The organism is Weissella tructae (genome assembly GCF_000732905.1).
In the GTDB taxonomy this organism is placed as follows: domain Bacteria; phylum Bacillota; class Bacilli; order Lactobacillales; family Lactobacillaceae; genus Weissella; species Weissella tructae.
Genome location: NZ_CP007588.1, coordinates 746,555 through 761,071, shown reverse-complemented (window position 1 = coordinate 761,071; position 14,517 = coordinate 746,555). Strand labels below are relative to the sequence as shown.

The window sequence follows — 14,517 nt, the reverse complement described above, 5'->3', positions numbered from 1 at the left end:
GAATGGGAGAAGTGAGATGACGGAAACGAATGCTTACGCTAAAGCTGGGGTAGACATTGCCGCGGGTAACGAAGCAGTCGCTAAGATGAGTACAGCAGTTTCAGCGACTTATAATGAGCAAGTTGTGACGGGCCTAGGTGGTTTTGGAGCCGCCTTTGCGCTGGGGAGTGGTTATCATGATCCTGTATTGATTACTGGTGCTGATGGGGTTGGGACGAAATTACTCTTGGCAATTGCGGCTAATGAACATCAATCAATTGGCCAAGATTTGGTCGGCATGGTGATGAACGACATTCTGGCGCAAGGTGCCAAGCCATTGTTTCTGTTAGACTATTTGGCCGTTGATAAAATGCGTCCGGACACGATTGCAGAAATTGTGGCGGGTGTCGCCAAAGCAACTGCTGAAAGTGGTGCTGCATTAATTGGGGGTGAAACGGCAGAAATGCCGGGTCTATACGCGGATTATCATTATGATCTAGCCGCCTTTGCTGTTGGGATTGCAGAACGTGAAGATTTGTTACAACCGAGTGACGTACGTGAAGGGGATGTCTTGATTGGTTTGCCATCAAGTGGGATTCATTCAAATGGCTATTCATTAGTCCGACATGTCTTAGGCATTGGGGACGATACTGAGGCATTTCGTCAGCTTGATCCGAGATTAAAAGAGACGCTTTTAACACCCACAAAACTTTATGGACCGGCCGTATTGCCATTATTAACTGATAAAAACATTGTCAGTATGGCACATATTACCGGTGGTGGTTTAACTGAAAATCTACCACGTGCATATGGTGAACATCTAAGTGCTCAATTACATTGGGGAAGTTGGCCACGCTTACCAATCTTTGATGAGTTGCAAGCAGCGGGTAATCTGAGTTTAGCTGATATGTTGCGGACATTTAACAATGGTTTGGGGATGGTTTTAATTGTTCGTGCCGATAAGGTTGAAACCGTTATGACAGACTTGCAAGCACGTGACGAACCCGCATTTGTGATTGGTGAAATGATTGCGAAAGCAGATGAATCAGTCATCTATCAAGGAGACGCACCATGGGGCACAAAGTAAGATTAGCGGTGATGGCATCAGGACGTGGTTCTAATTTTGAGTCACTCTATGCGGCCATTCAAGACCGGCAATTACCAGCTGAGATTGTCCGTGTGATTGTTGATCGACCAGACATTCGGGCGATACGTTTAGCTGAATCATACGGTATTCCGGTTACGAGAATTGATTACAAAGCACATGCGACTCGAACAGAAACAGAGCGAGCGGCGTTGGATATCTTACATGCTGATGGTGTGCAAGGTATTCTACTGGCCGGTTATATGCGACTTCTGAGTGAACAATTTATTCAAACCTTTGATAACCGTATCATCAATATTCATCCAGCCTTATTACCCAGTTTTCCAGGGCGACATGGGATTGAAGATGCTTGGGACTATGGCGTGAAATATCTAGGCGCGACCGTACATTATGTCGACGCTGGAATTGATACAGGTCGCATTATTAATCAAGCGGTTGTTAAGCGTGAACCAGAAGACACGATTGAAACAATTGAAGTCAAAATACATGCCGCCGAGCATGTATTGTATCCAGACACACTAGAACAACTACTGAATGAGGGGATATTTAACTAATGAAACGTGCATTATTGAGTGTATCAGACAAGGCAGGATTGGTCCCATTTGCAAGCGAATTGGTCGCTTTGGGTTATGAACTAGTTTCAACTGGTGGGACATTGAAAGCCTTGCAAGAAGCCGGATTAGTCGCATTACCGATTGATGACGTGACTGGTTTTCCAGAAATGTTGGATGGGCGTGTGAAGACACTACATCCACGTGTCCATGCTGGCTTATTAGCGCGCCGTGATCTCCCAGAACACATGGCCAAGCTAACTGAATTCGACATTGCCCCAATTGATTTAGTTGTTGTGAACTTGTATCCCTTTAAAGAAACCATTCAAAAAGAAGGGGTTAGCCAAGCGGAAGCTATTGAAAACATTGATATCGGTGGCCCCTCAATGTTGCGTTCAGCCGCAAAGAACTATGCCGCTGTCTTACCAATCGTAGATCCCCGTGATTATGACACTGTAATTGAAAAGTTGACAAATGATGCCGTGGACCAAACATTCCGAGAAATGTTAGCGGCGAAAGTTTTCCGTCATACCGCTGCGTACGATGCTTTGATTGCGGATTATTTGTCAGCTGAAGCAGTTACTGAACAAAAGACGATGACGTATGAATTGTACGAATCTTTGCGTTATGGTGAAAATGCACATCAAGAAGCTGCGGCTTATCGTGATGCCATCAGTGAACCTTACTCAGTATTGAATGCGGAAATCTTGCATGGTAAGCAATTATCTTATAACAATATTCGTGACGCGGATGCGGCTTTGCGCATTGTGGCTGAATTTGAAGAACCAACTGTTGTAACAGTTAAGCATATGAATCCAGCGGGAATTGGCCAAGGTGCAACGATTGAAGAAGCTTGGGATAAAGCCTTCAGTGCAGATGATGTTTCTATCTTTGGTGGTATTGTGGCGTTGAATCGTGAAGTTGATTTGGCAACCGCAGAAAAAATGCACCAAATTTTCCTAGAAATTATTATTGCGCCAAGTTTCACTGAGGAAGCCTTTGCTGTATTAGCGAAGAAGAAAAACCTGCGTTTGATGACATTACCGTTTGAAACGAAGCTACCACAACAATTAGAAGCGACGGCGGTCTTAGGTGGTATTGTTGTCCAAAATCGTGATTTGGTTTCAGAAGACATCGCTGACTTTAAGGTCGTATCAAAAGCACAACCAACACCAGAACAGTTGGCTGCGATGGTATTCGCCCAAAAAGCTGTGAAGCACGTGAAATCAAATGCGATTGTTGTGGCTCGTGAAGGACAAACATTAGGTGTCGGGGCTGGGCAACCAAACCGTATTACATCAGTTGAAATGGCTGTGACAAAAGCTAGTGAAAAGCCTGGCTTTGATGAAGCTGTTTTGGCTTCAGATGCTTTCTTCCCAATGAATGATTCAGTCGCGTATGCAGCCGAACATGGTATTAAGGCAATTGTTGAACCTGGTGGATCAATTAAGGACCAAGATTCAATTGATAAGGCAGACGAATTGGGCGTTGTCTTGGTATTTAGTGGAAACCGTCACTTCCGTCACTAATCACACATTATTTTAGGGGAGATAATGAGATGGCAAAAGTACTCATCATTGGTTCAGGTGCACGTGAACATGCATTAGCACAATCATTCTTACGTAGTCCACAGGTCACAGAAGTGATTGTCTCACCTGGTAATCCAGGGATGACAGATGCGGGTATTCAACTTGGATCTATTGCGGTCAATGATTTAGATGGTCTGGTAGCTCTGGCCCAAGACGCAAAAATAGATTTAACGATGGCAGGATCAGAAGAAGCATTAATTCTAGGTGTTGTGGATCGTTTTAAAGCAGCCGGCTTACGTATCTTTGGACCAAATCAAATCGCAGCTCAATTAGAGGGTTCAAAAACATTTGCGAAAGAACTCTTAATGGCTAATGATATTCCAACGGCTCAATCAGTAACCGTTCAGTCATTCGCTGAAGCGCAAAGCGCCGTACCTGCATTTGGTTTACCAATCGTGATGAAGCAAGATGGTTTAGCCTTAGGTAAAGGGGTGACGATTCTCAAAACAGACGCAGATGTCGCGTCTTATTTGCAAGAGACCTATCATGCGCAAGCTGATGCTGTTATTGTCATCGAAGAATATTTAGCTGGAGTTGAATTTTCAGTATTCAGTTTTGTTGGACCAGATGGTGTTGTGCATACACCAGTCGCGCAAGACCACAAGCGTTTGTTAGATGGTAATGAAGGTCCAAATACGGGTGGTATGGGTGCTTATAGCCCAGTTCGCTGGTTACGAGAGACAGATATTGAACGTGCGATTAATGAACTTGTGACACCAACCTTAACAGCGATGACTGAAGCAGGCACACCCTTTGAAGGTATCTTGTATACAGGTGTGATGTTAACAGAGACAGGACCAAAAGTGATTGAATTTAATGTCCGGTTTGGTGATCCAGAAGCGCAGGTTGTGTTGCCACAACTAACCAGTGACTTTTATCAATTATTAACTGAGCTATTAGATGGGAAACAGCCACATGCACGCTGGCAAACAGATGATGTTTATGTGGGTGTGGTATTAGCGGCACCGGGCTATCCTGTGGCGCCCGAAAAAGGGATTTTGTTGCCAAAATTTGCATTGGATAATGTGACCATCAATTATGCAGGGGTCACATTAAAGAATAACCAATTAGTGAGTTCTGGTGGACGTGTGATGACGGTCGTAACCGCCGCAAACACCGCAACGGACGCACAAGCTAAGTTATACACGCTGTTAGATAACAGTCAAGCACAGCTGACATACCGCCATGATATTGCATATCAGGCAGTTGATGCAGAAAACATGATCAAATAATCGAGGTGAAAAAATGGCAAGTGATATTGAAATTGCACAAGCAGCGGACGTTTGGCCAATTGAAAAGATTGCGGAAAAGGTTGGATTAACGCCAGCAGAATGGGAACCCTATGGTCGAGATAAGGCCAAGGTTGAGATTGACGATTCACGTGACGATGATGATTTAGGAAAACTTGTCCTAGTGACCTCAATTAATCCAACCCCAGCGGGTGAAGGAAAATCAACGGTAACGGTTGGTTTGGCCGATGCATTATCATTAGCCGGTGAAAATACCATGATTGCATTACGTGAACCGTCATTAGGACCAGTCATGGGGATGAAGGGTGGCGCGACTGGTGGTGGTCATTCACAAGTCTTGCCAATGGCTGACATCAACTTGCATTTTACTGGTGATTTTCATGCCTTAACTAGTGCCCATAATACATTGGCGGCGCTAATTGATAATAGTATTTACCAAGGTAACCCGTTAAACATTGATCCACGTCGTATGATTTGGAAGCGCGCATTGGATGTTAATGATCGTGCTTTACGTAATGCGGTGGTTGGGTTAGGTGGCCCAACGAGTGGTGTCCCACGTGAAGATGGTTTTGATATTATTGTGGCGTCTGAACTCATGGCCATTTTGACTTTGTCGCATAACTTAATGGACATGAAGGCTCGCATTGAACGCATCGTGATTGGCTACACCTATGACCGTGAACCAGTGACCGTCAAAGACCTAGGTGTTGCAGGTGCGTTAACAACCTTACTAAAGGATGCGATTAAGCCTAATTTGGTCCAAACAATTGCGCACACGCCAACTTTGATTCATGGTGGACCCTTTGCCAACATTGCGCAAGGAACGAATTCAATTCGCGCAACCAAAACAGCGTTACAATTGGCTGATTTCGTGGTTACGGAAGCGGGCTTTGGGGCTGATTTAGGTGGTGAAAAGTTCCTTGATTTTAAAGCCCCATTATTAGGGAAGACCCCTGATACAATTGTCATTGTCGCAACAGTTCGTGCATTAAAGATGCATGGTGGTATGGCAAAGACGGAACTAACTGAACCAAATGTTGCCGCAGTTGAAGCCGGTTTGGCTAATTTAGGACAACATTTACAAAGCATGTCACGTTATGGGGTGCCTGTTGTTGTGGCGATTAATCGTTTCACAACGGATACAGATGCTGAAATTGATCGTATTAAAGCCTTCGTAGCTGACTTTGGTGCACAAGCCTACACAGCTGATGTATGGGGACAAGGTGGTGCTGGCGCAACTGAGTTAGCCACGGCCGTGATTGAAGCTGCCAATCGTCCAAGTAACTTTACGCCTCTGTATGATGCTGAGGATGATGCAACCGTCAAATTGGATAAGATTGTGCGCACCATTTATGGAGCTGAAGGGGTTGAATTATCCGATAAAGCAACCAAACAATTGCGTCAATTTGCCCAATACGGTTGGGACAAACTACCAATCATTATGGCGAAGACACAGTATTCATTGTCAGATGATGCGACACGATTAGGCGCGCCAAAAGACTTTAAGATTCATGTTCGTGAATTTATTCCAAAGGTTGGGGCTGGTTTCTTAGTCGCAATGACGGGATCAATTTTGACGATGCCTGGTTTACCGAAAACACCGGCCGCGAACAACATTGATATTGATGCCAGTGGCCATATTACTGGTTTATTCTAATTATTTCTAGGAATTAAAGACATTTGAGTGCTTTCCCTCTAGACGGTGAGACATTTAGCCGTCAAAATAGGGAAGGTCGTATACAGTATCAGAACATTGAAATGAACTAAGGGGAATTCATGGAAAATAAATGGATGCGGGCAGCGTTACCTGCCTTGTTGATTCACGGAAGTATTGGAACCGTGTATGCTTGGAGTGTCTTTAAACAAAATGTGGCGGACTATATTGGTCACAGTACAGCGGAAGTGGAATGGGCGTTTTCTTTAGCTATCTTCTTCTTGGGGATGTCGGCAGCAGTCTTAGGGAGCTTTGTTGAAAAAGACATTAAAAAGTCGGCGCTGGTTTCAACTTTGTTGTTTGTGATTGGAATGGCTGGAACCGGTCTAAGTATTCAATATAAGTCCTTGATAGGGATTTACGTCTTTTACGGTATCATCATGGGAATTGGTTTGGGGATTGGATACTTAACACCTGTTAAGAATTTGATGCTGTGGTTCCATGAAAATAAAGGTCTAGGAACTGGCTTAGCCGTCGCTGGTTTTGGTCTGTCTAAAATGGTCTTTTCGCCGGTTATGATTTGGCTGATGATGAATGTAGGACTATGGCAAATGTTTATTATTTTGGCCGGTGTCTTTGCGGTGATGATGTTAATTGGAACCGCCCTAATTCATAAACCACTTGATTGGCAAGAAACGCCATTGAAAGTGAAATTCAACCCGTGGTTGTTTATGAAAAATAAATCTTTCATTGGGATTTGGCTAATGTTCTATTTGAATATTACAGGTGGTCTAGCGATTATTTCGCAAGAAAAAGATATCATGGCAGCATTAACGAATAGTACCGGGCAAGCGGTCTTTACAGTGGGGTTAATTTCACTAGTAATTAGTCTGGATGCATTCTTTAACGCTGCTGGACGAATTGGTTTTGCGAGTTGGTCAGACCATCTGCAAGATCGTAATATGGTCTACAAGATTATCTTCTTGATGTCAGCGGGGATGACGTTATTGATGTTCGTCGTACCAACTGGCTTGGCCTTTTACCCAATTTTGATGGTGCTAACATTCTTTGCGATTAATGCAGGTTATGGGGGAGGATTCTCATCATTACCACCACTATTGGCCGATCGTTTTGGGATGAAAGCTATCTCTAAAATTCATGGGCTGACATTATCAGCTTGGGCGTTTGCCGGACTATCTGGTAATCAATTAGCCAGCTTTATCTTGAATGGTTTGAACATGAGTTACCAAATGGTTTTCCTAGTGATTGGTATTTTATATGTGATTGCCTATTTGATTTCAGTATTCTTGGTCAAGCCAACGCAGATGATTGTGGAATAGTTAGAAGAGATGTCGAAAATCAGAGGTGTTATGTGACACGACCTGATTTAATAATAGATAAAGAAAAGTATCGTTGGAAACAATTGTTTCCAGCGATACTTTTTTGTTTCTGACGATACTATTAAGACGTTTGCCCTTGACTGAAATATGGTGGGATTTCACGCATAATGGGCGTCTCACTTGGCGCATCTAATTGTTCCAGTAATAAATCGACCATTGCTTGGGCAATTTGAGGCAATGGTTGCACGATGGTGCTAAGTTCTAATTCAGTTAGTTTATGGATGAAAATACCATCGAAACCGACAATGCCAACCTCTTCTGGAATAGCTTTACCTTGTGTTTGAGCGGCCCGTAAAGCGCCTAAGGCTAAGCGGTCTGTTGCGGCCACAATCCCAAGATTAGGATGTTGTACCAACATATCCTGGATATAATCATGGGCGATATGTTCATCATTAGGTAAGTGAACCACGGTATGTGGTATTGCACCAATCGTTTTAATGAAGCCAGCTTCACGCTGAATGGCAAAATCATCAGTCATGGTGAGTCCTAAATAGACGTAATGATCATATGTGTCATTTAATAAGTGTTCCGTAGCCATTGTTGTGCCAGCTTGGTTATTGATATCTACGGAGTGAATCGCTGGGTGCGCACCATATGAAACCGCAGGAAGCGGTAAAGATGTAATATGGGTCATATCATGGGGACGCGCACCGCTGATAAGTAACCCATCAACTGAATCATATGTATCGTCAAGCGAACGATGTAATGCCATGGTGTAACCTTTGCGTTGTAATTCATCGGCGATGTAGAGAATCAGATTCCCAAAATATGGTTCCACTTGGTCCATTTGATCAAGCATCACAAAGGCAATCGCATAATGACGGTTGGTCGCTAATGAACGACCAGCACGATTTTGGACATAACCTAGCGCATCAATAGCTGCCATAACTTCCGCTTGAATTTCAGGGGAAACTTTTTCAGGATGATTAAGGACACGTGAAACGGTCATTTTTGAGACATGTGCGTATTTTGCAACATCATTAATAGAAACCATGTGTAAGCACCTTTCGATATGTAATTTGTTTTGAAAACCCTTTCAACAGTATAGCAGAATATCAAGATAAAATACGTCAAGATAACTTAAATCACAGATTAAATGGTGATTTCAAAAGGGTTTATCGTGTGTTTGTATGGATACATGTTTTTTGATGTCATTTTAAATTTATAAAAGGATTTTAAAATGTATTTATTTAAATATAAATGTTATGGAAAATATTTGTTGAATTGGTGGTAAAATGTAAGTAGATAGAGGACATCTATCGATTAATTATTCGGAGGGTGATGATATGTCAGATTTAAAAGACTTGCGTGACGGTGCTGTGGAACGACGAGAAGAAGAACTGAATAAATCACGCGAAGCAGAGCGAAAGAGTGAAGAAAAGCAACACAACGCGAAATAGTAGGAGGTATGAAAATGAAGAATGACGTACTGGAACAACTGAAGCGTAATGAAGGGAAATACGATGGCTTAACGATCAAAGCTGGACTAGAAATCTTTTTGTTGCACATTAATAACAACACGGAATCTGGCAATGTCGATATTGAAATTTTACGTAATGATGAGTTGGAAGCAACCATCTTTGATGCGTATCCCCAAAATATTGGGACACAATCAATTTCAAGCATTTCAGATACATTTGCGACTGTGAATGAAAAAATTGCGACGGACATTATGGACGTTGTTCATAATTAAGCGATGACTCAATAGGAGGATACCAAGATGTCAACATTACGAGATGGATTAGAAGAAAACCGTGAATCATTTGTGAAAGCTGACGAAAAGGATGCGCAAAATAAGGCCGCAGAACAACATGAATCAGTGAACGTTAAAAAGGTACATGAAGACCATAAAGAAGCACGTTATGACAAAGCTGAATGGGAACATGAAGTCAAAGATATTGAGGGGAAGTAATCATGGAAGCTAAGCATGAGTTTGAAGCAGTTGATGCTCGTGAAGTAGAAGATGCAAAGCGCCAAGCCGAACGAGAAGCCAAGCAAAGTGATTTCGTCGAATCTTCTAAGGAACAACGTGAAGGTAAGTAATCCGAAAATAGTGAAAAAGCCAAGTGTCGATTATACAGTCGATACTTGGCTTTTTATGTGTATAGCATATGCGTTATTTGTATTGGCGGATTACAGGTGGTTCGTAACTTGCAATAAAATCAAATAAGGCTGGTAGATTATCGTAGAAACCTAACTTATCAAAATGTTCTTGTGATAGGAAATCCTTGGCGACCATATCTTTGAACATCGTTTTCATTGGTGTGTAGAAACCATCGACATCAAAGAAGACACACGGGTTATTGTTATCCCCAATACGTGCCCAAGAGAAGGCTTCAATGATTTCTTCTAATGTTCCTGGACCACCAGGTAGGGCAATACAGGCATCTGATAAATCAAGCATACGTTGTTTGCGAACAGACATGTTTGGTACAATTTCCAATTCAGTGAGTCCTTGGTGTGATGCACCACGATCAACTAAATTTTGTGGCATAATCCCATGGACGCGACCACCTTGTGCTAAAACAGTGTCAGCTAATAGTCCCATTAAGCCAACACGTGCCCCACCATACACCAATTCCATATCGTTTTGTGCAATCCAATTCCCCAATTCAATTGTGGCGGCTTGAAATTTTGGATCATTCCCATCAGCAGCACCACAATATACAGCAATCTTTTTCATGTATATTCCCCCAGTAATGTTATGATTATCTCATAGATAAAAGTATAGCATAGGGAGTTGGGAACATGATGGATATTAATGCACATCAAAAATGGTTAACAGAATTTTATGCTAGTCGCGGATGGCTAGCATTGTCTTCTTCACGACGTTTGAACTTTTTAATGGAAGAAGTTGGGGAACTATCACAAGGGGTTCGTGCCTATGAAATTGGCCGTGACCATCCAGGAGAATTGGAAAAAACAGTCGCTGAAAAGAAGGATAATGTTGTGGAAGAATTGGCTGACGTCATGGATGCCATTCTAATTTTGTGTGACAAATTTGATATCGCACCAGAAGAACTCTTCAAGAAAAGTGAAGACAAGTTAAATGCGCGATATGATCAACAATGATGTTTAAAATGAAATATCTCTAAAGTCAAAGTGGGTTCACTCACTTTAATTTTAGGGATATTTTTTTATCCTGGACACAGGGGTTTCAGATAATTGAAGGATAACTAAAGGCAACCGTATTACTACTAGTAACTAGACTAAAGCATATCGATAATGGGAATGTCGATGATGACGGATGACGATTGGGAAAAATATTGAAATACACAGTTTTTTGACAGAAATAAGTATTCAGAGTTGTGAAAGAAGTATCGGTGCATATGGTAAAAATACGATGTCATCATCTTATGACAGGTGATTCAAGCACTAAAAACAGACTGAAGATTTTTAAAAGAAAGAGAGGAGTATGGATGACCACATTTTAAAAGCAAAACGCAACAGGCAAGGTTATTTAATGGATTGGTATTTCTGATTGGAGAAAATGATGAATAAAGAGGTCGTAACAGCGCCACATCGTGTTATTGAAGAACTAGATGAATGGCTAGAACAAGCTGGCTTAAATCCATCTATCTGGATGATGTTGATGGATATTAATGAACATCATGAAATGTTTACCGCAACGAGTTATTGGGTATATGGTGATAATACGCTTACTGAATCAACACGTGTCCGACGTGAAATGGCTGTGATTGCGCACGTTTTTGGTGAGACATCATTACAAATAGAACGTGAGCCACGCTATTATGTGACTTATCAGGAGAGAAAACAGACCTTATTCATTTATAAGGCTGGGATAGATAAGCAATTGCAGACTTTGAATGAGGGGATGCCACCATATGAAGCCGGTTTATCTAAAGTGTTAGCTGATGAAATTGCACAAGAGTTTAACGGTGAAGTGAAAAGCATCGATACGGAAAGCGATTAGTACAACATAAAGAGGCCTCGCGTTAGCATCAACACGGGGCCTCTTTTGTTTACGGTTATATATGTAGCAGTTTCTCAATTTTTTTGACGATCAATCACTAACATTACCAAATAGATTAATCCCACTAAACCTGTAAAAAGATTCCAATACCAGTCAGGGGTTGCTACATTTTGTAATTTTAGTAGATTTGTCATTAGCAAAAGAGAGATGATGTACTTCATGATTTTCATAAGATAACCTCATATGATGTGTTTTAATTGACGACAAATAACAATGATTTGTTTGGTCTTGCTATTTTGACTATGATTTAAAATTACACCAAAAAAACAGCTGAATCAACAATTTTTAAAAATCACTTGTGATAAAAAAGCCTAGCACTGTCATGACAGTACTAGGCTTTTGTTTAAAGCGTGTATTTTACCACCAACCGTTAGCTTGACGGAATGAAATGGCGTTTTCAACTGATCCGTAACGAGAGTTAGCGTAGTTAAGCATTCCCTTAGTTTGTGTTGCAACTGAACCTGTTCCCCATGATTCCTTAGTTTGACCAAGACCACGGTAACCAGCAGACGAAACAACATTTGGGTTTCCACCAGATTCTGGCATCACGATTGTGCTCCACAATGCAGCAGATCCACCGTTAGCAATGAATTGGTCGTATGTTGAACCTGAGTTCACAGGTGCCGCTGTTTGTGTAACAGGTGCAGTTACTGGAGCTTGTGGTGCAGCGACTTGTGTAACAACTGGTGTAGGCGCAGTGTATTGCACTTGTTGTACAGGTTGTTCAATAACAGGTGAAACTTCTTGTACAGGTTGTTCGATAACAGGCGCAACTTCTTGTACAGGTGGGTTAACTGCTTCTGGTTGAACGGCAGGAGCTACAGCACCATCGATTTCTAGTTGTTCACCAACGTAAATCAAGTTGATGTCGGCAATGTTGTTCAGTGCTTGTAGGGCGTCAATGTTTGTATTGTGTTCAACCGCAAGTGATGACAAAGTGTCTCCACTCTTTACAGTTACTTGATCAGCAGAAGCGATACCTGTTACACCTAATAATCCGGCGACGACACTAGTTGATAGGATAAGTGATTGTTTAATATTCATTGTATATCTCCATTTTGTTTTCTAATTTTTATTGTTATGTATATGTGCAATTGCTTGTTGAATTGAACACTGATTAGTATAGGACGAACAGAGCGCGTGCAAATGACAATTACATAACAGTGAATCATGAAATTGTCACATTCCATGAAATAGATTCAAACAAAAGGCAGAAAATCAGTACTTTAAGGCCGTAATATTTAAACCAAAATGGGCTGAAAAATCACACAAAAAGAATTATTCATCTTGATTTGAACTAAATGAAGGCTGAAATATGACAACATAACGAAATCTGTAAAGTATATTTTTATTTTATTTCGTTACTTTTTGGCGTGTTGGCGCTTAATAATGACAATAAAATTGGGGATGGTAGATAGATAAGTCTGAAATATTTCATTGAAAAAGCGCAATTTGACTTATAAATAGAAAAATAGGGCACTAATTGTCGATATCCCACGATAATCAGTGCCCTATGTTATTAATGATGATGAATTGAACTTATAGTAATAATGAAGTAAATCTACGTTAAATCTGGTTTAGAAAATTACGTTTCAATAGATAGTAGTAATTCATATCTCGAAGAGTACCATATAGTAAGATATCATCTTCTTGTGTACCAGAGAATGTAAAGCCATTTTTTAACGCAACTTTATTACTGGCGATATTCTTCGTATCAATTACCAGATTTAACCGATTCAACTCTAAATTCAAAAATCCGTATTCGCATAATTTTTGCACCACACTGGAAATAATCCCTTGACGTTGGTAGTTTGAATGAATCCAATAACCAATGTCTGCTTGTCGCGTAGATAAATCGATATCATGTAGATCTACACAACCAATTAAGGTATCTTCAATCGCAACAAAAAATAGGGCATCTGTTTGCTTTACTACACCATCTAATTTTAACTTGAAATAGTCAACTTGGTCTTTGGGGGACATCGTGTCATCGACAAAGTCTAGAAATGTGCGTAAGTGCGTACGATCAGAATCTATTAACGCAAATAATTCAGGCGCCATTCGCATCTCTGGATAAACAAGGAATAGGTCATCCTTAACGTGCATTTTAAAATAATTTTTGGCCATAACGATATCTCCTTTATATATGTGACTAAATCGGTATACCTCTTTAGCATTAAACAACAATCTACCTATATAATACTTAAAACATATCACACATCTATATTTGACCTTGGAATAAAAATTAAAATGCATGAAAACAGGCTATATAGCAAGGTCTGCCCTTAGATGCGCTTGTAAATGGTTTGTAAACTTATCGTTAATTCATGTCATAAAAGTTACTTATATTTAATTAGTAAACACGAAATATTCTGTGATATACTCCAACAAAAGGGAGGTATTCTTACATGGTTTATTTTTTAAGAAACAATCGCACGGCTAGTTACATATTATTAGTTTTACGAGTTTATATCGGGTTCCAATGGTTTACTGCTGGACTAAGTAAGTTAATGATGAATGGTGGTTTTCATGCGGAAGGCATGATTTCAGGCGCACTGCAACAGGGTACACCAGAGCAACCTTTTGCATATCCTTTGTTCCAATCATTTTTGAAGATGACAACTGATGGAGGTCAAGATGCAAGCTTCTTCAATCTTGTCGTACCATGGGGAGAGATGTTTGTCGGACTAGGTTTGATGTTTGGAATGTTAACACTTGCGGCAGCATTCTTTGGTTTGATTATGAACTTTACATATTTGTTGTCAGGGGTTGTATCTGTGAATCCTACGTTTATTTTGATCCAATTTATCATTTTGATTTCTGGCTTTAATGCTGGAAAGATTGGTCTGGATTACTGGGTAACGCCATATCTACGAAGTAAGTTCACATTTTTGAATAATGATATCAATCCACGTTCAGTAAAATAAGCTAAAAAAGTCTTGATTAGTTCCCTCACTAACTAATCAAGGCTTTTTCTTTTCTATGTGGCCATTGT

Annotated in this window: 16 protein-coding genes; 12 read left to right on the top strand and 4 right to left on the bottom strand. The window is 40.8% G+C overall.

The genetic code is table 11. The features are described from left to right. Positions 1-16 precede the first annotated feature (16 nt). The 6 genes from purM to WS08_RS03655 all read left to right on the top strand — a co-directional run bounded on the left by purM (position 17) and on the right by WS08_RS03655 (position 7,468). Complete coding sequence (purM, locus tag WS08_RS03680; RefSeq protein WP_009765228.1) at positions 17-1,066, top strand: phosphoribosylformylglycinamidine cyclo-ligase; 1,050 nt, start codon at positions 17-19, stop codon at positions 1,064-1,066. After that, positions 1,051-1,638, top strand: coding sequence for a phosphoribosylglycinamide formyltransferase (gene purN, locus WS08_RS03675; protein WP_009765229.1), 588 nt, complete (start codon positions 1,051-1,053; stop codon positions 1,636-1,638). The genes purM and purN overlap by 16 nt, the downstream gene beginning before the upstream one ends. After that, a complete protein-coding gene (purH, locus tag WS08_RS03670) occupies positions 1,638-3,164 on the top strand; it encodes a bifunctional phosphoribosylaminoimidazolecarboxamide formyltransferase/IMP cyclohydrolase (protein ID WP_009765230.1) in 1,527 nt (508 codons plus the stop codon). Before purN ends, purH begins: the two co-directional genes overlap by 1 nt. A gap of 29 nt (positions 3,165-3,193) precedes the next feature. Further along, positions 3,194-4,456 carry a phosphoribosylamine--glycine ligase gene (gene purD, locus WS08_RS03665; RefSeq protein WP_009765231.1) on the top strand — a complete coding sequence of 421 codons (1,263 nt, stop codon included), beginning with the start codon at positions 3,194-3,196 and terminating at the stop codon, positions 4,454-4,456. Positions 4,457-4,469: 13 nt separating this feature from the next. Further along, the gene (locus WS08_RS03660; RefSeq protein WP_009765232.1) at positions 4,470-6,131 is read left to right on the top strand and encodes a formate--tetrahydrofolate ligase; all 1,662 of its coding nucleotides are present in this window, start codon (positions 4,470-4,472) and stop codon (positions 6,129-6,131) included. A 119-nt stretch (positions 6,132-6,250) separates the two neighbouring features. After that, on the top strand, positions 6,251-7,468 hold the full coding sequence (locus WS08_RS03655; RefSeq protein WP_009765233.1) for an OFA family MFS transporter: 1,218 nt from the start codon (positions 6,251-6,253) through the stop codon (positions 7,466-7,468). A gap of 121 nt (positions 7,469-7,589) precedes the next feature. On the opposite strand, the gene WS08_RS03650 is transcribed toward WS08_RS03655, so the two are convergent. Beyond that, complete coding sequence (locus WS08_RS03650; protein ID WP_009765234.1) at positions 7,590-8,522, bottom strand: LacI family DNA-binding transcriptional regulator; 933 nt, start codon at positions 8,520-8,522, stop codon at positions 7,590-7,592. A 420-nt stretch (positions 8,523-8,942) separates the two neighbouring features. On the opposite strand from WS08_RS03650, the gene WS08_RS03645 reads away from it, so the two are divergent. The 3 genes from WS08_RS03645 to WS08_RS06995 are packed head-to-tail and all read left to right on the top strand — an operon-like array spanning position 8,943 to position 9,571. Further along, entirely contained in the window at positions 8,943-9,221 is a 279-nt protein-coding gene (locus WS08_RS03645) for a hypothetical protein (protein WP_038566668.1), read from the top strand. Positions 9,222-9,248: 27 nt separating this feature from the next. Further along, positions 9,249-9,440: a hypothetical protein gene (locus WS08_RS03640; RefSeq protein ID WP_009765236.1), complete on the top strand. Its 192-nt coding sequence runs from the start codon at positions 9,249-9,251 to the stop codon at positions 9,438-9,440. Between the two features lie 2 nt (positions 9,441-9,442). Then, complete coding sequence (locus tag WS08_RS06995; RefSeq protein WP_267134621.1) at positions 9,443-9,571, top strand: hypothetical protein; 129 nt, start codon at positions 9,443-9,445, stop codon at positions 9,569-9,571. A gap of 73 nt (positions 9,572-9,644) precedes the next feature. Here the strand turns inward: WS08_RS06995 and WS08_RS03635 are convergent, their stop codons facing one another. Then, positions 9,645-10,211, bottom strand: a complete 567-nt coding sequence (locus WS08_RS03635; protein WP_009765237.1) for an LOG family protein — start codon at positions 10,209-10,211, stop codon at positions 9,645-9,647. Between the two features lie 68 nt (positions 10,212-10,279). Between WS08_RS03635 and WS08_RS03630 the strand changes: the two genes are divergently transcribed. Together WS08_RS03630 and WS08_RS03625 are read left to right on the top strand one after the other, a co-directional pair. Continuing rightward, positions 10,280-10,600 carry a MazG nucleotide pyrophosphohydrolase domain-containing protein gene (locus WS08_RS03630; protein ID WP_038528908.1) on the top strand — a complete coding sequence of 107 codons (321 nt, stop codon included), beginning with the start codon at positions 10,280-10,282 and terminating at the stop codon, positions 10,598-10,600. Positions 10,601-11,018: 418 nt separating this feature from the next. Then, positions 11,019-11,462, top strand: coding sequence for a hypothetical protein (locus WS08_RS03625; protein WP_144242030.1), 444 nt, complete (start codon positions 11,019-11,021; stop codon positions 11,460-11,462). Between the two features lie 417 nt (positions 11,463-11,879). Here WS08_RS03625 and WS08_RS03620 read toward each other — a convergent pair whose 3' ends face one another. Continuing rightward, a complete protein-coding gene (locus WS08_RS03620; RefSeq protein WP_009765240.1) occupies positions 11,880-12,566 on the bottom strand; it encodes a LysM peptidoglycan-binding domain-containing protein in 687 nt (228 codons plus the stop codon). Positions 12,567-13,088: 522 nt separating this feature from the next. Further along, positions 13,089-13,649 (bottom strand): GNAT family N-acetyltransferase, encoded by a 561-nt coding sequence (locus WS08_RS03615; RefSeq protein ID WP_009765241.1) that lies wholly within the window; start codon positions 13,647-13,649, stop codon positions 13,089-13,091. A 281-nt stretch (positions 13,650-13,930) separates the two neighbouring features. Between WS08_RS03615 and WS08_RS03610 the strand changes: the two genes are divergently transcribed. Further along, positions 13,931-14,449, top strand: coding sequence for a DoxX family protein (locus WS08_RS03610; RefSeq protein WP_009765242.1), 519 nt, complete (start codon positions 13,931-13,933; stop codon positions 14,447-14,449). The last annotated feature ends 68 nt before the right edge of the window (positions 14,450-14,517 follow it).